This is a genomic window from Chryseomicrobium sp. FSL W7-1435, from assembly GCF_038595005.1.
Classification (GTDB): Bacteria; Bacillota; Bacilli; order Bacillales_A; family Planococcaceae; genus Chryseomicrobium.
Genome location: NZ_CP151997.1, coordinates 2,063,436 through 2,079,906, shown reverse-complemented (window position 1 = coordinate 2,079,906; position 16,471 = coordinate 2,063,436). Strand labels below are relative to the sequence as shown.

Annotated in this window: 19 protein-coding genes; 14 read left to right on the top strand and 5 right to left on the bottom strand. The window is 40.5% G+C overall.

Annotated features, from left to right (window positions below; genetic code table 11):
• Positions 1-46 precede the first annotated feature (46 nt).
• The 6 genes from MKY84_RS10530 to MKY84_RS10505 all read left to right on the top strand — a co-directional run bounded on the left by MKY84_RS10530 (position 47) and on the right by MKY84_RS10505 (position 6,757).
• Positions 47-676, top strand: coding sequence for a YkyA family protein (locus MKY84_RS10530; RefSeq protein WP_342525956.1), 630 nt, complete (start codon positions 47-49; stop codon positions 674-676).
• 259 nt (positions 677-935) lie between these two features.
• Positions 936-2,048: a pyruvate dehydrogenase (acetyl-transferring) E1 component subunit alpha gene (gene pdhA, locus MKY84_RS10525; RefSeq protein WP_342525955.1), complete on the top strand. Its 1,113-nt coding sequence runs from the start codon at positions 936-938 to the stop codon at positions 2,046-2,048.
• A 3-nt stretch (positions 2,049-2,051) separates the two neighbouring features.
• A complete protein-coding gene (locus MKY84_RS10520) occupies positions 2,052-3,029 on the top strand; it encodes an alpha-ketoacid dehydrogenase subunit beta (RefSeq protein WP_342525954.1) in 978 nt (325 codons plus the stop codon).
• 19 nt (positions 3,030-3,048) lie between these two features.
• Positions 3,049-4,437 carry a dihydrolipoamide acetyltransferase family protein gene (locus MKY84_RS10515; protein WP_342525953.1) on the top strand — a complete coding sequence of 463 codons (1,389 nt, stop codon included), beginning with the start codon at positions 3,049-3,051 and terminating at the stop codon, positions 4,435-4,437.
• A 4-nt stretch (positions 4,438-4,441) separates the two neighbouring features.
• Positions 4,442-5,854, top strand: coding sequence for a dihydrolipoyl dehydrogenase (gene lpdA / locus MKY84_RS10510; protein ID WP_342525952.1), 1,413 nt, complete (start codon positions 4,442-4,444; stop codon positions 5,852-5,854).
• A 93-nt stretch (positions 5,855-5,947) separates the two neighbouring features.
• Positions 5,948-6,757 carry a polysaccharide deacetylase family protein gene (locus MKY84_RS10505; RefSeq protein WP_342525951.1) on the top strand — a complete coding sequence of 270 codons (810 nt, stop codon included), beginning with the start codon at positions 5,948-5,950 and terminating at the stop codon, positions 6,755-6,757.
• A 107-nt stretch (positions 6,758-6,864) separates the two neighbouring features.
• On the opposite strand, the gene MKY84_RS10500 is transcribed toward MKY84_RS10505, so the two are convergent.
• The gene (locus MKY84_RS10500; RefSeq protein WP_342525950.1) at positions 6,865-8,334 is read right to left on the bottom strand and encodes an aminotransferase class I/II-fold pyridoxal phosphate-dependent enzyme; all 1,470 of its coding nucleotides are present in this window, start codon (positions 8,332-8,334) and stop codon (positions 6,865-6,867) included.
• A gap of 106 nt (positions 8,335-8,440) precedes the next feature.
• On the opposite strand from MKY84_RS10500, the gene MKY84_RS10495 reads away from it, so the two are divergent.
• Positions 8,441-9,394 carry a nitronate monooxygenase family protein gene (locus tag MKY84_RS10495; RefSeq protein WP_342525949.1) on the top strand — a complete coding sequence of 318 codons (954 nt, stop codon included), beginning with the start codon at positions 8,441-8,443 and terminating at the stop codon, positions 9,392-9,394.
• Positions 9,394-9,678 carry a UPF0223 family protein gene (locus MKY84_RS10490; RefSeq protein WP_342525948.1) on the top strand — a complete coding sequence of 95 codons (285 nt, stop codon included), beginning with the start codon at positions 9,394-9,396 and terminating at the stop codon, positions 9,676-9,678. The genes MKY84_RS10495 and MKY84_RS10490 overlap by 1 nt, the downstream gene beginning before the upstream one ends.
• 10 nt (positions 9,679-9,688) lie before the next feature.
• On the opposite strand, the gene MKY84_RS10485 is transcribed toward MKY84_RS10490, so the two are convergent.
• Positions 9,689-10,303, bottom strand: a complete 615-nt coding sequence (locus MKY84_RS10485) for a DUF1054 domain-containing protein (protein WP_342525947.1) — start codon at positions 10,301-10,303, stop codon at positions 9,689-9,691.
• Between the two features lie 90 nt (positions 10,304-10,393).
• Between MKY84_RS10485 and MKY84_RS10480 the strand changes: the two genes are divergently transcribed.
• Entirely contained in the window at positions 10,394-10,585 is a 192-nt protein-coding gene (locus MKY84_RS10480; protein ID WP_342525946.1) for a hypothetical protein, read from the top strand.
• A gap of 98 nt (positions 10,586-10,683) precedes the next feature.
• Positions 10,684-11,481 (top strand): inositol monophosphatase family protein, encoded by a 798-nt coding sequence (locus tag MKY84_RS10475; protein ID WP_342525945.1) that lies wholly within the window; start codon positions 10,684-10,686, stop codon positions 11,479-11,481.
• Between the two features lie 66 nt (positions 11,482-11,547).
• Here MKY84_RS10475 and MKY84_RS10470 read toward each other — a convergent pair whose 3' ends face one another.
• Positions 11,548-11,736, bottom strand: a complete 189-nt coding sequence (locus tag MKY84_RS10470; RefSeq protein WP_342525944.1) for a YlaF family protein — start codon at positions 11,734-11,736, stop codon at positions 11,548-11,550.
• A 104-nt stretch (positions 11,737-11,840) separates the two neighbouring features.
• Here MKY84_RS10470 and typA point away from each other — a divergent pair, with 104 nt between their 5' ends.
• Positions 11,841-13,688, top strand: coding sequence for a translational GTPase TypA (gene typA, locus MKY84_RS10465; RefSeq protein ID WP_342525943.1), 1,848 nt, complete (start codon positions 11,841-11,843; stop codon positions 13,686-13,688).
• A gap of 31 nt (positions 13,689-13,719) precedes the next feature.
• Entirely contained in the window at positions 13,720-14,028 is a 309-nt protein-coding gene (locus MKY84_RS10460) for a YlaH-like family protein (RefSeq protein WP_342528885.1), read from the top strand.
• Between the two features lie 38 nt (positions 14,029-14,066).
• Here the strand turns inward: MKY84_RS10460 and MKY84_RS10455 are convergent, their stop codons facing one another.
• Positions 14,067-14,270, bottom strand: a complete 204-nt coding sequence (locus MKY84_RS10455; protein ID WP_342525942.1) for a YlaI family protein — start codon at positions 14,268-14,270, stop codon at positions 14,067-14,069.
• Between the two features lies 1 nt (position 14,271).
• Positions 14,272-14,769: a peptidyl-prolyl cis-trans isomerase gene (locus tag MKY84_RS10450; protein WP_342525941.1), complete on the bottom strand. Its 498-nt coding sequence runs from the start codon at positions 14,767-14,769 to the stop codon at positions 14,272-14,274.
• Positions 14,770-14,931: 162 nt separating this feature from the next.
• Here MKY84_RS10450 and MKY84_RS10445 point away from each other — a divergent pair, with 162 nt between their 5' ends.
• Entirely contained in the window at positions 14,932-15,216 is a 285-nt protein-coding gene (locus tag MKY84_RS10445) for a YlaN family protein (RefSeq protein ID WP_342525940.1), read from the top strand.
• An 86-nt stretch (positions 15,217-15,302) separates the two neighbouring features.
• Positions 15,303-16,469, top strand: coding sequence for an FtsW/RodA/SpoVE family cell cycle protein (locus MKY84_RS10440; RefSeq protein ID WP_342525939.1), 1,167 nt, complete (start codon positions 15,303-15,305; stop codon positions 16,467-16,469).
• Positions 16,470-16,471 lie beyond the last annotated feature (2 nt).

Genomic DNA, 16,471 nt, shown 5'->3' with positions numbered 1-16,471 from the left:
TTGTTTTAATGGGTATAGTTGGGGGGAGTACTGGGAGGTCGTAAAAATGAAAAAATGGATAGGTATTGTTTCAGTCAGTACATTGCTACTGTCTGGGTGCACGTTTGGAGATTCCTCTGAACAACAAATCTCTGAAGTGTTGCAACAGATGCATACAGCAGAAGAAGACTATCGTTCTGTGCAAGACGATATGAATGCAGCCGAACAGAAAGAGTATACATTGTTTGAAGAAGTTCTTTCATTAGAACAGGAACAAACTGAAGAACTGACGACAAAAATCGATGAAATGAAAGCTTCCCTAAATGAACGAAAAGAATTAGTAGCTACTGAGAAAGAGTCAATGGACAGTGCTTTGGCGGCTAGTGATTTTAGTGAATTGGAAGTTGATCAAGACGTGCAGGCGCTAATCGACCAAATCGATGCGGCATACGACGCTCGTTATGCTACATATGAAAACTTATACACTAATTACGAATCGTTACTTACTCTGCAAGAAACTATGTATGATGAAATGCTCGGTGAAGAAGTTTCAATTGAAACTATTCGTGAACTTGTTCAACAGGTGAATGCCCAGAATGATCAGGTCCAACAGCTTGTGACAGAAATGAATGAACAAACAGAAGAATTCAATCGTGTAACAGACGAAGTGTTTGAGACGTTGCAGCAAGAGGAATAGTAAAATAGCAAGAAATTAGAGCAGCTCTATTAGGGGCTGCTTTTGTGTTATACAGATATTGATTGAACACTAAACTGATATAATACAGATTGTAATTTTGAACTAGTACAGAAGTGAATAAATATATTTTTTCGAACAATCAGATGGCATCTCAAACGATTGACCATGCTATTTCGGTCAGTTATACTTAAAAATGATACTGACGTGTATTACTCGAAGGTGACTTTATTTTAATACAGAATAAAAGGAGAGTTGTTTTATGTCGGAAAGTAAAAACAATCATTTCGATGCAGTGAACGTACTTCATGAAATCGAAGAAAAATTTGAATTGGTGCAAGTGCTAGATGAAGAAGGAAATGTAGTAAACGAGGATCTAATGCCAGAACTAACAGACGATCAGTTCGTAGAATTGATGTCTCGTATGGTCTATACGCGAATTTTAGATCAACGCTCCATTTCACTGAATCGTCAAGGTCGTCTTGGTTTTTACGCACCAACTGCTGGTCAAGAAGCTTCTCAATTAGCTTCTCAGTTTGCGCTTGAAAAAGAAGATTTCATTTTGCCAGGTTATCGCGACGTGCCGCAAATTGTATGGCATGGTCTACCACTTTATCAAGCATTTTTATTTAGCCGTGGCCACTTTATGGGGAACCAGATTCCTGAGGGCGTAAATGTATTCCCACCACAAATTATTATTGGAGCACAGTATATTCAAGCAGCTGGAGTTGCAATGGGCTTCCAGAAAAAAGGTCAAAAAGCTGTAGCTGTAACATACACAGGTGATGGTGGATCTTCTCAAGGTGATTTCTACGAAGGACTTAACTTTGCTGGCGCTTATAAAGTACCTGCAATCTTCTTTGTACAAAATAACCAATTTGCGATCTCTACACCACGCTCACTTCAAACAGCAGCAAAAACAATTGCTCAAAAAGGTATCGCAGCTGGAGTTCCATCGATTCTAGTTGATGGTATGGATGCACTTGCAGTCTATGCAGTGACAAAGCAAGCCCGCGAACGTGCGGTTGCTGGAGAAGGTCCAACTTTCATTGAGGCATTATGTTACCGTTATGGTCCACATACAATGGCAGGGGATGACCCAACGCGTTACCGTACTTCTGAGACAGACTCTGAGTGGGAAAAACGTGATCCACTTATTCGTTTCCGTGCATTCCTAACAAACAAAGGGTTATGGACAGAAGAAAAAGAAAATGAAGTCATTGAACGTGCAAAAGAAGAGATTAAAGAAGCTGTGAAAAAAGCAGATGCTGCACCAAAACAAAAAGTTACTGATTTAATCGATATTATGTACGATGAAAACCCTTATAATCTTGATGAGCAAAAAGCGTACTACACAGAAAAGGAGTCGAAGTAAACAATGGCACAAATGACCATGATCCAAGCAATCACAGACGCATTACGCTGTGAATTAAAAGATGACGAAAACGTTCTTGTATTTGGTGAAGACGTTGGCGTAAATGGTGGAGTGTTCCGTGCAACTGAAGGCCTCCAAAAAGAATTCGGTGTAGATCGCGTTTTTGATACACCCCTTGCAGAATCAGGTATTGGTGGATTAGCAGTCGGTTTATCTTTGACTGGCTTCCGTCCGGTTCCAGAGATTCAGTTCTTTGGTTTTGTATTTGAAGTTATGGATTCTATCAGTGGGCAATTAGCGCGTATGCGTTTCCGCACAGGTGGAAGCTTCCATGCACCAGTAACGATTCGTTCTCCATTTGGTGGAGGCGTTCATACACCTGAAATGCACGCAGATAGCCTGGAACTACTTATGACATCAACACCTGGTGTGAAAGTTGTCATTCCATCAACACCTTACGACGCAAAAGGATTACTAATTGCTTCTATTCGTGATAATGATCCTGTTATTTTCTTAGAGCACATGAAATTATATCGTTCGTTCCGTGGTGAAGTACCAGAAGAGTCTTACACAATTCCACTTGGCAAAGCGGATGTAAAACGCGAAGGAACTGATATTACAATCATCTCTTATGGTGCAATGGTACATGAAGCACTAAAAGCAGCTGATGAGCTAGAGAAAGATGGTAAATCTGCTGAAGTTATTGACTTACGTACAGTGCAGCCATTAGATATCGAAACTATCATTGCTTCAGTTGAGAAAACTGGACGTGCTATGGTCGTTCAAGAAGCACAAAAACAAGCAGGTATTGCAGCGAATGTTGTAGCAGAAATTACTGAGCGTGCAATTTTAAGCCTGGATGCACCAGTATTACGTGTTACTGCACCTGACACTGTATTCCCATTCTCACAAGCCGAAACAGTTTGGCTTCCAAACTATAAAGATGTATTAGCAACTGCTAAAAAAGTACTTGAATTTTAATTAGAAAGGGTGACGCATAGTGGCATTTGAATTTCGATTACCAGACATTGGAGAAGGTATCCATGAAGGAGAAATCGTCAAGTGGTTCGTAAAAGCTGGCGATGAAATAAATGAAGACGACATTCTGTGCGAAGTGCAGAACGATAAAGCAGTCGTTGAAATCCCTTCACCTGTTAAAGGGAAAGTGGAAGAAGTTTTAGTAGAAGAAGGAACTGTAGCAGTCGTTGGAGATGTTTTAGTTCGAATCGATGCTCCTGGCTATGAAGACCTTAAATTTAAAGGGGACGACAAAGAAGACGCTCCTGCGAAAAAAGAGGCTTCTAAAACAGAAGAACAAGTTCAAGCTACAGCTGAAGCAGGTCAAGACGTTGAGAAAAAAGAAACTGCTCCTTCTAAAGAAGAAAAAGAAGAAGTGACGAAAGAGCAACCAGAACCAGCAGAACAAAAGGAAAAACCTAAAGGATCAGAGCGCATTATTGCTATGCCTTCAGTCCGCAAGTTTGCGCGCGACAACAGTGTTGAGATTGCTGAAGTGACTGGTAGTGGGAAAAACGGACGTATCATGAAAGAAGATATTGAAAGCTTCATGAATGGAGATCAAACGTCTTCAGCAGCAGAAGAAGCAGCTGTGCCACAACAAGAGGCAACAGAGTCAAAATCTCAAGAAGCGCCGAAAAAATCTACTCCTCAAGCTACTGAAGGAGAGTTCCCTGAAACTCGTGAAAAGATTTCAGGTATTCGAAAAGCAATTGCAAAAGCGATGGTTCACTCGAAACACACAGCTCCTCACGTAACGCTTATGGATGAAGTAGACGTTACAGAATTAGTTGCTCACCGCAAGAAATTTAAAGAAATCGCGGCTGAGAAAGAAATTAAGTTGACGTACCTACCATATGTGGTAAAAGCTTTGGTAAGCACGCTTCGTGAATTCCCAGCACTAAACGTTTCTTATGACGACGATGCACAAGAAATCGTTCACAAGCACTATTACAATATTGGAATTGCAGCAGACACTGAAAAGGGTCTACTTGTTCCAGTAATTAAAAATGCAGACCGCAAATCGATGTTCGCGATTTCAGACGAAATCAACACATTGGCAACTAAAGCACGTGATGGCAAATTAAGCCCACAAGATATGAAAGGTGCTTCATGCTCGATCACAAATATCGGATCAGCTGGAGGTCAATGGTTTACACCAGTAATCAATCATCCAGAAGTAGCTATTTTAGGAATTGGTCGAATTTCTGAGAAGCCTGTCATTAAAAATGGTGAAATTGTAGCAGCACCTGTGTTAGCATTATCATTGAGCTTTGATCACCGTATGGTGGATGGTGCAACTGCCCAACATGCGTTGAATCACATCAAACGATTACTGGGTAACCCAGAACATCTATTAATGGAGGCGTAAAACTATGGTAGTAGGAGATTTTCCAATCGAAGTAGATACACTGGTCGTTGGATCAGGCCCTGGTGGTTATGTTGCCGCAATTCGCGCAGCACAAACAGGACAAAAAGTTACAGTAGTTGAAAAAGAACATATTGGTGGCGTTTGTCTAAATGTTGGATGTATTCCTTCAAAAGCGTTGATCTCTGTAGGTCACCGTTTTGAACAAGCGAAACACTCAGACAACATGGGTATTACAGCATCTGACGTAACTATTGACTTCGCTAAAGCGCAAGAATTTAAAAACAGCGTTGTTAAGAAATTAACTGGCGGCGTATCTGGTCTTTTAAAAGGAAATGGCGTTGAAGTGGTTGATGGAGAAGCTTATTTCGTTGATGCGAACACTGTACGTATCATGAAAGAAGATAGCGCTCAGACATACAAATTCAAAAACGCAATCATTGCTACTGGTTCTCGTCCAGTAGAGATTCCAACTTTTAAATATTCTAAACGCGTTATCAACTCAACAGGAGCTCTAGCTCTTAACGAAGTGCCTGCAAAATTGGTCGTTATCGGTGGCGGGTACATCGGTACTGAATTAGGTACAGCTTATGCTAACCTAGGTTCTGAAGTAACAATCATTGAAGGTGGAAATGACATCTTAGCTGGTTTTGAAAAACAAATGACACAAATCGTGAAAAAAGCACTTAAGAAAAAAGGTGTAGAAGTTGCGGTTAAGGCATCTGCTAAGGGTGTTGAAGAAACTGAAACTGGCGTTACTGTAACGTATGAAGTTGGCGGAGAAGAAAAAACAATTGAAGCTGACTATGCATTAGTAACAGTTGGACGTCGCCCGAACACGGATGAAATCGGTTTAGAAGAAATCGGTATCAAATTCGGTGAGCGTGGTTTGATCGAGGTTGATGAGCAGTGCCGTACAAGCGTAGAGAACATCTATGCAATCGGTGATATCGTAGCAGGACCTCAGTTAGCTCACAAAGCTTCTTATGAAGGTAAAGTGGCTGCTGAAGCAATTGCTGGTGAAAAATCAGTAGTTGATTACTTAGCTATCCCAGCTGTATGTTTCACAGATCCAGAACTAGCAACAGTTGGTCTTTCTGAAGAACAAGCAAAAGCTGAAGGCTATGAAGTGAACGCTGGGAAATTCCCATTCGGCGCAAACGGACGTGCCCTTGCACTTGATGCTACAGAGGGCTTTGTGAAGCTTGTTTCTCGTAAAGAAGATGGATTATTAATTGGTGCACAAATCGTAGGTCAAGGCGCGTCAGATATGATCGCTGAACTTGGTCTAGCAATTGAAGCAGGCATGACGGTGGAAGACATCGCTATGACAATTCATGCTCACCCAACACTTGGTGAGATTTCAATGGAAGCTGCAGAAGTTGTGATGGGTCACCCAATCCACATCCTAAGTAAATAAATAAACAGGTCCTGCCGCATGCGGCAGGACTTTTTCTATGTGGAAAAATGGATATAGAATGCTATACTTGCACCTATAGAGGAGGAGACACCATTGAATAAACACCTGATTGCATTACTATCGCTGAGCCTTGTACTTTCTGCATGTGCGGATCAAGAAGCTAATCAACCTGAAGAGACAAATGATCAAGCACAAGAGCAAGTAGAAGAGCCTGAACAACCTGAAGAAGTGGAAGAAGAGGTTGAAGAGGTAGAAGAAGTAACAAGTGAGCCAAAGTATGAGTTGAATGAAGCAAATTGGACGCTCGTGCCGATTGCAGATGCTCCTGAACAAGCAGTTTTACTGACGATTGATGATGCACCTGATACATATAGCTTAGAGATGGCCGAGACATTGCTTGCACTAGAAGTTCCAGCAATATTTTTTGTGAACGGACACTTTATTGATACTGATGAAGAAAAAGAAACTTTACGCAAAATCTATGACATGGGGTTTGCTATTGGCAATCATACTGAAACACATGCAAACCTGCGTGACAGCTCGGAAGAACAACAACAGCAAGAAATTATGACAATTAATACGACTATAGAAGAAGCTATTGGTGAAAAACCTCAATTCTTCCGTGCACCATTTGGGGTCAATACCGATTTCAGTAAAGAACTCGTGGCTTCAGAAGGTATGCTGTTGATGAATTGGACCTACGGATACGATTGGGAAGCGCAATACCAAGACGCTTCAGCATTGGCTGATATAATGGTTAACACGCCCTATTTAACGAATGGTGCGAATCTTTTAATGCATGACCGAGAATGGACAGCAGGCGCTTTAGAAGAGATTGTACTGGGTCTCAAAGAAAAAGGCTACGGCTTTATTGATCCCAAAGAAATTCAAATTCCACAATAAATCGCATAGGACAAATATAATAATAGACTTAATAGACACAAAAAATCAGTAAATTCTCTGGGTTTTCACCTTAGAGAACTTACTGATTTTATTTTGTCGCAGCCTTATTAATAAATAGCTTTTGTTTCTTTAATCACATGAATCGTTTCAAGAGTATCATCTTCTGGCCCTTGAACAGGTAGACCTGCTTCCATATTCATATAAATATAATCAATATTATCTTGCGCGATAATTTCGCCTGGAATAAAGATGGGAATACCCGGTGGATAAACCATCACAAACTCAGCTGAGATACGACCAGTTGCTTCCGCTAAAGGAATAATTTCTGTTTTAGCATAAAAAGCATCTCGTGGTGACATCGCAAGAGCAGGGATGGCAGGCAATGTGACCTCTGTTTCTTTGATAGCTGCGTCAGATTCAAAAGCTGCTGACATTCTAGTCAGAGCATTGAGTAACAAATTCACTTCTTTTTTAGTATCACCTAACGTGAGGAGACACAGAATGTTGTAAAGGTCAGAAAGTTCAACTTCAATATTTGCTTTCTCACGTAACCACACCTCTGCCTCGTAACCCGTGATTCCTAAATCTTTTACGCTGATAAGAATTTTTGTAGGGTCCATGTCATAGGTTGCCGAAGTCGTTAGTTTTTCAACTCCTGCGCAATACAAATGCGGGATGGCGTTAATTCGTTTGCGGGCGTCCTTTGAGATGCGAATTGCGCTATCAATCAAATCGTATCCGTGGATGGCTAGTTGGCGACGAGCCGTATCTAAAGAAGCTAAAAGTGGATAAGATGTAGATGTCGTCGTTAACATAGATAGGATGGATTGAACGCGTTTTGCTGAAACTAGACCTTCTCGTACATTTAACACCGAAGTCTGCGTCATAGAGCCACCTAATTTATGCACTGAAGTGGCTGCCATATCAGCTCCTGCTGCCATAGCTGAAATCGGTAATTTGTCATGAAAATGTATGTGGACGCCATGAGCTTCATCGACGACCACTGGGATATTGCGGCTGTGAGCTAAATCGACGATTCGCTTCAAGTCGGCAGCAAATCCGAAATAAGTTGGGTTGATAACTAAAAGGCCACTAGCGTCTGGATGCGCATCTAACGCTCTCTCTACTGATTCTGCTGAAATACCATGAGAGATTCCAAGCTCTGTATCGACTTCTGGGTGAATGAAGACCGGGATAGCCCCAGCAAAGACGATGGCAGACATGATGGATTTATGAACATTTCGAGGAACCAACAGTTTGTCTCCTGGTCCACAAATCGTCAAAATCATAGTCATGATAGCGCCGCTTGTACCTTGTACAGAAAAGAATGTAGCGTCTGCTCCAAACGCTTCTGCGGCAAGATGCTGCGCTTTTTTGATAGCGCCTTTTGGCGAATGAAGATCATCCAAAGGAGCAATATTAATTAAATCGATCGACAATACATTATCGCCAACGAACTCTCGAAATGCCGGATCAATTCCTTGACCTTTTTTGTGTCCTGGAATGTGGAATTGAATCGGATGCCTGTTACGGTGCTTGAGAAGGGCATCGAACAAGGGAGTTTCTAATTGTGACAACGTGCTAACCACCTTTATTGTTGAAATAGAAAACAAGTGAAGTATAGCATTTCCCTGCTACTAAATAAAGAAAAAACTTGATAGACTGAGAGGGGGAGGGGATTTTATGAAAACACGAATAACAGAACTATTAGGTATCGAGAAACCGATTGTACAAGGGGGTCTTGCCTATTTAGCGTATTCTGACTTATGTGCAGCTGTTTCAAACGCAGGGGGACTTGGTCAAATCACTGCGATGAGTTTGCCAGGAACTGAAGAACTACGTTCAGAGATTCGACGTGTGCGAGAACTGACAGATCAACCTTTTGGAGTCAATTATGCTATTGGGCAACATGGTAGACCATTCGAACATATGGTGCAGGTAGCTGTGGAAGAAGCAGTTCCAGTCATAAGTATGACAGGTGGGAACCCAGCGCCTTTATTCACCTTACTCGAAGGAACATCGATCAAAAAATTGGTGCTTGTAGCAGCAGTGCGCCAAGCCGTAAAAGCGCAAGAGTTAGGTGCCGATGCTGTTATGGTAGTAGGACAAGAAGGGGGAGGTCATCTTGGTCGTGATGACGTAGCCACTCAAATCTTAATTCGAAAAGTTTCCCAGTCTTTAAAGATCCCAGTCATTGCATCAGGGGGCATTGCAGATGGGTACGGAATTATGGCCGCTCTTGCGTTAGGAGCAGAAGGGGTTGAGATGGGGACGCGCTTTATTGCAACTACTGAATGCGTGCATGCTTCAACTGCCTATAAACAAGCCATTATAGCTGCGGGTGAACAAGACACGGTAGTCATCAAACGTTCTATCGGAGCCCCAGCTCGTGCGTTAAAATCAGACTGGACAACAAAAATTCTTGAAATCGAAGAAGTAACACCTACTTACGAAGCGTTGAAAGATTTAATTAGTGGTGAAGCAAATAAGAAATTCATTTATGAAGGTTTACAGGAGGAAGGCTTTGGATGGGCTGGACAAGCGGTCGGACTAATCAACGATATTCCGAGTGTGAAACAATTGCTGACTCGATTTGACCAAGAAATGAATGAAGTGAAAGAAAGATGGTGCAACTAATGGCAAATGAATACAGTTACCCATTGTCTTTTGATTGGACAACGGAAGAAATGGTGGCAGTAGTCGAATTTTATCAGGCTATCGAAGAAGCTTACGAAAAAGGTATTACGCGTGACAAAGTGATGACGCATTACAAGAAGTTTAAAGAAGTGGTTCGCTCCATAGCTGAGGAAAAGACTTCGTTTAGAGAGTTTGAAGAGGCAAGCGGCTATTCTGCTTACCCGGTTGTGAAAGCGGCAAAGGAAGGGCAAGAACGCATTCGCTTAACTAAAAAAACTAAGTAGCTTAAGCTACTTAGTTTAGTTCTGTCATTTTTTGATATAAAGGAAGTAATTCATCGAATGTATCTGTTACATACGTATAGAATTGTTCTTTCGAAAGGGTAGCTGCTTCATCAACTGACAAATGTCGTCCGATGACCAGCTCCCCTTTTTTGATTGTTGCTAATCGTTGCAAATAATGAGCCGTTGTAGATTTCGTGATAGCTTCAGCATCGGGTTTCATATGATTTCCCGAAATCACATAATCTTTAGGGAGGGAAGTGATTAACGACATCTTCTTTCCTAACTTATCGGCAATGGCTGTTTTGGTAGGTGCTTCATAAATGACAGCAAGAATTATAAATACATGACTTTCCCATAAACCAATCTGGAAATGAGGAAGCGCTTTATAGCCTCTTTTATAGGGAGCGAATGCCACCCAACTATCTTTAGGAGGGTTAACAGTGCGTCTAGCGTGTTTAGCCACATGGGGAAACATCTCATGGCCAAGCTTAGCTGCTAATTCATCTGAAAACTGTGCACCTAGTTCATGAAACTTAGGACGGATCTGAGTTTCCAGGCCTTGCATGCGAGCTTCTAATCCTTCTTTTTTAAATACGTCAAAATCTTTTTGTGTCCAATAACTCATGAAAAAACTCCTTTCCTCTAGGTTTAGTTTAAATGACAATCGGGTAAAAATCTTGTAACAAGTATTTCAAACGAAAAAGGGGGACTTCCGATGCGCCAAGTCATTCATATTGTGCGAAAAGATGAGATGGACAAACAACGTAAACAGTTGCTGGAGTTAGAGCTTGATTATTTCCTAGTTTCATTACACGATGCTATGGAGCGTCAAGACGAGATAGAGATAGAAGGCGTAAAGCACCGACTATTTGAAATCACTAATGAATTAAAGGAGATTATGACGTAGATGATAAGTTCTTATAGATAAAGCACCCCGCTGCAACATTGATGCCAGAGGGTGCTTTTTTTGTTACACTAAAATAACTTACAGGAGGTGGAGAGCTCATGAACTTAGTGCAAATTGATGAAGTCGCACAAAGCATTATTAAACAAGCGGGCGAACGTATTAAGGCATCCCTACATACTCAGATGACCATTACTGAAAAAAGTTCTCCTTCAGATCTTGTTACAAATATTGATATGGAAACGGAACAATTTTTTGTATCTCAAGTAAATCAACACTTTCCTACACATCGATTATTAGGGGAAGAAGGATTTGGAGACACTATTACTGATTGGGATGGTTATGTTTGGATTGTCGACCCTATTGATGGGACAACCAATTTTATCAATCAACAACGTAATTTTTGTATAACGGTAGGGATTTATAAAGAGGGCATTGGAGAACTTGGGTATATTTATCAAGTAATGACCGGCGAAATGATTTCCGCTACAAAAGGACAAGGTGCTTTTCAGAATGGAAAACAGCTGCCTAAATTGGCTACTACACAATTTGAAGATAGCTTAATTGGTGTGAATGCATCTTGGGTAGCCCCTAACCGACATATCGATCACACAAAAGTTGCTGAGCTAGTAAAGCGAGTGCGAGGGACTCGATCTTATGGTTCGGCGGCACTTGAAATTAGCTATGTCGTAACGGGTCGCTTGGACGCATATTTCTCGATGCGCTTATCTGCTTGGGATGTTGCTGGAGGAATGGTAATCGCTGAGGAAGTGGGAGCAATTTGTGGCACACTTGGTGGAGGACCTTTTGATCTACTGAAAAATCAGCCTTTTATTATTGCGAATCCCGCATTATTTGATGAAATAATTACTTATTACCTGACGCCTCAAACAACGTAAAGAAAAAACAGTAGATTCTCCCTTAAGAAAAAGAGAATCTACTGTTTTTTGTGTATAAAAGCTAAATTAGTCGAGTAATCCTTTTTCTCGGTACTCTTTTTTCTTTTTAAAGCCAAATCCCATTATGACGATCAGTGCAAAAATCGCAAGTAATACAAAAGGTACACTTCGGTAGGAAACGGCCACTCCGATAGACGCCATTGCAGCGATGGCAAGCAAAGAATACAGTACAAAAATCCATTTTAAATTTTTCATATCACGGTTCCTCCTCATGGGAAAAAACTCAAAGGTGTAATTTTGAGCTATCCGTGCTATAATATCACAGTTATGGACTCGAAAAAAGAATATGGAGTGGAAAAATGACTAATACTCGTCAAGATTTACGTAATATCGCTATTATTGCTCACGTTGACCATGGTAAAACAACGTTAGTAGACCAAATGTTGAAACAATCAGGTACGTTCCGTTCGAATGAACATGTTGATGAACGTGCAATGGACTCGAATGACATTGAAAGAGAGCGTGGAATCACGATTCTCGCAAAAAACACAGCAATCCAGTACAAAGACACGAAAATTAATATTTTGGACACGCCTGGTCACGCCGATTTCGGTGGTGAAGTAGAACGTATCATGAAAATGGTAGATGGTGTTCTTCTTATTGTTGATGCATACGAAGGTTGTATGCCACAAACTCGTTTCGTACTGAAAAAAGCATTAGAACAAAACTTACAGCCAATCGTAGTTGTTAATAAAATTGACCGTGATTTTGCTCGTCCAGAAGAAGTAGTAGATGAAGTTTTAGAATTATTCATTGAACTTGATGCAAATGATGACCAGTTAGAATTCCCTGTAATCTTTGCTTCCGGAATGAACGGAACAGCAAGTTTATCATCCGATCCAGCTGATCAAGATGAAAACATGCAGGTTATTTATGATGCAATCATTGAAAAAATTCCAGCACCAGTAGATAACAGTGAGGAAGGTTTACAATTCCAAGTAGCCCTTCTTGATTATAATGACTACGTAGGACGTATCGGTATCGGGCGTGTGTTCCGTGGAACAATGACAGTTGGCCAACAGGTTTCACTAATGAAGCTTGATGGAACAGTGAAAAACTTCCGTGTGACTAAAATGTTCGGATTTATGGGACTAAAACGTATTGAAATTCAAGAAGCTAAAGCAGGAGATCTGATTGCGGTTTCTGGTATGGAAGACATTAACGTTGGAGAAACAGTTTGTCCGATTGAACATCCTGAGGCGCTGCCAATTCTTCGTATTGATGAGCCAACTCTTCAAATGACGTTCTTAGTAAACAACAGTCCATTCGCAGGTCGCGAAGGGAAATGGGTTACAGCGCGTAAAATCGAAGAGCGTCTTCTTGCACAATTAGAGACAGATGTTTCTCTACGTGTTGAAGAAACTGATTCACCGGATGCTTGGGTAGTATCAGGTCGTGGAGAGCTTCACTTATCCATCTTGATTGAAAACATGCGTCGTGAGGGCTTTGAAATTCAAGTTTCAAAACCTGAAGTTATCGTTCGCTTAATCGATGGTGTTCGTATGGAGCCTGTTGAACGTGTACAAATTGACATCCCTGAAGAGCACACTGGTTCGATCATTGAATCAATGGGTGAGCGTAAAGGTGAAATGCTTGATATGATCAATAACGGTTCTGGCCAAGTACGTTTAATCTTCATGGTTCCAGCTCGTGGTTTGATTGGATACACGACAGATTTCTTAACACTTACTCGTGGTTACGGAATCATCAACCATACATTCGATAGCTACCAACCAATGGCACAAGGCCGTGTTGGTGGACGTTCTAAAGGTGTTCTTGTTTCAATGGAGACAGGTAAAGCCTCTGAATACGGAATTTTAGGTGTTGAGGACCGTGGAACAATTTTCGTTGAGCCAGGTACTGATATCTATGAAGGAATGATTGTAGGAGAGCACACGCGTGATAATGACTTAACAGTTAACATCACGAAAGTGAAAGCTGCTAATAACATCCGTTCAGCAAATAAAGAAGCAACAACTACTCGCAAAAAACCACGTATCATGACGCTTGAAGAAGCTCTTGAATACTTGAACGATGATGAGTACTGTGAAATCACACCTCAATCAATTCGTTTGCGTAAAAAAGTACTTGATAAAAATGAGCGTGAGCGTATGGCTAAGAAGAATAAATACGCAGAGCAATCCTAGAAGGGAGAGACTCTAAGTGGATGGACAAGAAATGGTTTTTGGTAGGATGTCTGCAATTTCCCGGTTCATTTACGAGCAAATGCCAAACTTTGATGTGGCAGGGTATGTTTTGTTTTTCATCATCTTTGCTTTGTCAGTTCTTGTTTATAAACTAGGGTTTGCCAAGAGGTTACCACTTCGCCAAAATATAGTGATTTATTTGTTTCTATTTATTGGATGCTTGGTACTCACATTCCTGGCATTCTTCCTACCAATAGTCGAAGGACTAATGGTGGCTGCTTTAATTTTAATCATCTATAAAGTTCGTATGCGTCTTGAAAAACGAGGCACAACAGCTTGAAAATACCCTCTGAGACAGTAGTCTCAGAGGGTATTTTTTTAAAATTCATCTTCAGCAGGATGAGAACTTCTATAGAAGCGGAAGTTACCAGTTGCTAAACGAGCTTCTGTATTTTTTTTGATGCGATCGGAACATTCCGGACACATATAAGTCGTAATAAATCGATTACGAAGTTTTTTTGCTAATGGTAAATCATCTTCTAAACGGTCAATGCGGTCGCAGATTACACATTTTACTCGCATATCATTCTACCCGAAAGGAACTGACATGAGTAAGTGGTGCTTCAATATTACTGCCATCTTTGTGTAAAATGTAGACAGGCCCATCTTCTTTTAGTGGTTTTCCTTCTTTACTAAATTGAACAAGCAATGTGGAAAGTGTGTTCAATGGGTAACGTTTATCACCAGTTGTTGATTCTACTACTAACGTTGTTGCAGTAGCTGCTGGCTCAGCGTTCAAAATAAATGATTCTAGTGGAATTGCATAGGAATTCGTTAAGAGTTTAGTACGCTCGTATTTTTTTTCGGATTTTAATGTAGGAGGAAACACGGAACCCTCCGTAATTTCGCGCGACCATTGCTTAGAGGTAACGTCTGTATATTCAGCTTCTTGATTAACTTCTTGAAAATGACCACTAAAGTATTCGTCTATATCTACTTTGCGGTCGTCAAAGATCCACACTGTAGGATCAATTGTGATTGGAAACTTCACAGCACCTTTTACAGGAATAATCATATCCATTTTCTTTTCCCTCCATGTCTTATCTGTTGCTAGTATACCGTGAATGAGCAATGGAACAAAGTATTTTTCCTTGTTATCCCTACAACTCTGCTTGCAATTTTACAGCTAGAAAGATACACTTTAATAAGTTAAACTAGAATTTTTAGATGGGGGCGTCCTCATATGGATATACAAATAGAGCAGTCGTATCGGGACAAGGCGCTGTCGCTACTGAAAACCGATGCTGAAAAAATTGCTCAGCTAATTAAAGTACAACTGGACAATTTGACGATGCCACAATGTCCTCTTTACGAAGAGGTATTAGATACACAAATGTTCGGTCTCTCACGTGAGATTGAGTTTGCTGTGAGACTTGGGCTTATTCAGCGTGAAGAAGGTAAAGAGATTTTGGCTTCTCTTGAAAAAGAGATGTCGCTGCTACACGAAACATATACCGATCGTAAATGAACTCAAACAGCCAGTGTTTGAGTTTTTTTACTACATAGAATTCCTCACCACTAACACAACTACTAACAAGAGCAAGGTGAACTGATGTGAAAACTTATTTTAAACGTTATTTGAACTACACAGATTTTTCAATTGTATTTGCGTACCTAATCCTATGTATTTTTGGCTTAGTCATGATCTATAGTTCTTCATTTTATTGGGCAGTAGAGAAGTACGACTGGGCACCTGACTATTTCTATCAGCAACAAAAGTTCAATTTATTTTTAGCCATCCCTGTGTTCTTTCTAATGTCTTTGTTTCCCTATAAGCATTTCAAAAACAAATACATGATGATGTTAATGGTCAGCGTGATGTTCGTGCTACTTCTATTAGTTCACTTTATCGGGAGTGGGGGAGCAGCAGGATCGCAAAGTTGGCTGTATCTAGGCCCAATCAATCTGCAGCCATCTGAAGTCGCAAAAATTGTTCTCGTTCTTTATTTTTCTGGTTTATTTGCTAAGAAAATTCAAAAAGGGACGTTGAATGATTTAACTAATTCAATTTATCCACCGATTATTATCATGGCAGCAGCCGTTGCCTCTATCATGTTAGAGACTGACGTGGGTAACTCCATGATCATTACATTTGTATGTATTACAGTCATTGTAGCTAGTGGAGTTCGCGTCCAAGTGTTCTCAAAATTACTAGGTCTCATTTTTGGCGCTTTTCTGATAATTGGTATTTTGCTATACTTTTTTAGAGAGTCCATAATTACACCAAGAAGATTAGGTCGACTAGAAGCTTTTTTCAATCCATTTGCCTATGAAGATTCATTTGGCTATCAAATTGTAAATGGTTATCTAGCAATTGGTTCAGGGGGACTCACAGGTCTTGGGCTTGGAAACTCCAATCAAAAATATGGCTATTTACCTGAACCCCATACTGATTTCATCATGGCAGTCATTGCCGAAGAACTTGGTATTATTGGAGTGGGTATTGTCTTACTAGGAATCTTTTTCTTAGTATTTAAAGGGCTTTCCATTGCTTTGACAGGTAAAGATCCCCATGGCCGAATGATAGCGGCTGGAATTGCTTCTATTTTTGGATTCCAAACATTCGTTAATTTAGGTGGTATGTTAGGAATTATTCCTTTAACAGGTGTACCCCTACCTTTTATCTCTTATGGAGGTACCGCTTTAATTTTATTTTCAGCAGCACTTGGTATTTTAGTCAATGTATCGATGTTCGCACGATACGAAAAATCTAAAAATTGATG

Bases quoted from the DNA above. Each gene is read 5' to 3' on its own strand.
- MKY84_RS10530 (WP_342525956.1), top strand. From the start codon at position 47: ATGAAAAAATGGATAGGTATTGTTTCAGTCAGTACATTGCTACTGTCT.
- pdhA (WP_342525955.1), top strand. From the start codon at position 936: ATGTCGGAAAGTAAAAACAATCATTTCGATGCAGTGAACGTACTTCAT.
- MKY84_RS10520 (WP_342525954.1), top strand. From the start codon at position 2,052: ATGGCACAAATGACCATGATCCAAGCAATCACAGACGCATTACGCTGT.
- lpdA (WP_342525952.1), top strand. From the start codon at position 4,442: ATGGTAGTAGGAGATTTTCCAATCGAAGTAGATACACTGGTCGTTGGA.
- MKY84_RS10495 (WP_342525949.1), top strand. From the start codon at position 8,441: ATGAAAACACGAATAACAGAACTATTAGGTATCGAGAAACCGATTGTA.
- MKY84_RS10490 (WP_342525948.1), top strand. From the start codon at position 9,394: ATGGCAAATGAATACAGTTACCCATTGTCTTTTGATTGGACAACGGAA.
- MKY84_RS10485 (WP_342525947.1), bottom strand. From the start codon at position 10,303: ATGAGTTATTGGACACAAAAAGATTTTGACGTATTTAAAAAAGAAGGA.
- MKY84_RS10480 (WP_342525946.1), top strand. From the start codon at position 10,394: ATGCGCCAAGTCATTCATATTGTGCGAAAAGATGAGATGGACAAACAA.
- MKY84_RS10475 (WP_342525945.1), top strand. From the start codon at position 10,684: ATGAACTTAGTGCAAATTGATGAAGTCGCACAAAGCATTATTAAACAA.
- MKY84_RS10470 (WP_342525944.1), bottom strand. From the start codon at position 11,736: ATGAAAAATTTAAAATGGATTTTTGTACTGTATTCTTTGCTTGCCATC.
- typA (WP_342525943.1), top strand. From the start codon at position 11,841: ATGACTAATACTCGTCAAGATTTACGTAATATCGCTATTATTGCTCAC.
- MKY84_RS10460 (WP_342528885.1), top strand. From the start codon at position 13,720: ATGGTTTTTGGTAGGATGTCTGCAATTTCCCGGTTCATTTACGAGCAA.
- MKY84_RS10455 (WP_342525942.1), bottom strand. From the start codon at position 14,270: ATGCGAGTAAAATGTGTAATCTGCGACCGCATTGACCGTTTAGAAGAT.
- MKY84_RS10450 (WP_342525941.1), bottom strand. From the start codon at position 14,769: ATGGATATGATTATTCCTGTAAAAGGTGCTGTGAAGTTTCCAATCACA.
- MKY84_RS10445 (WP_342525940.1), top strand. From the start codon at position 14,932: ATGGATATACAAATAGAGCAGTCGTATCGGGACAAGGCGCTGTCGCTA.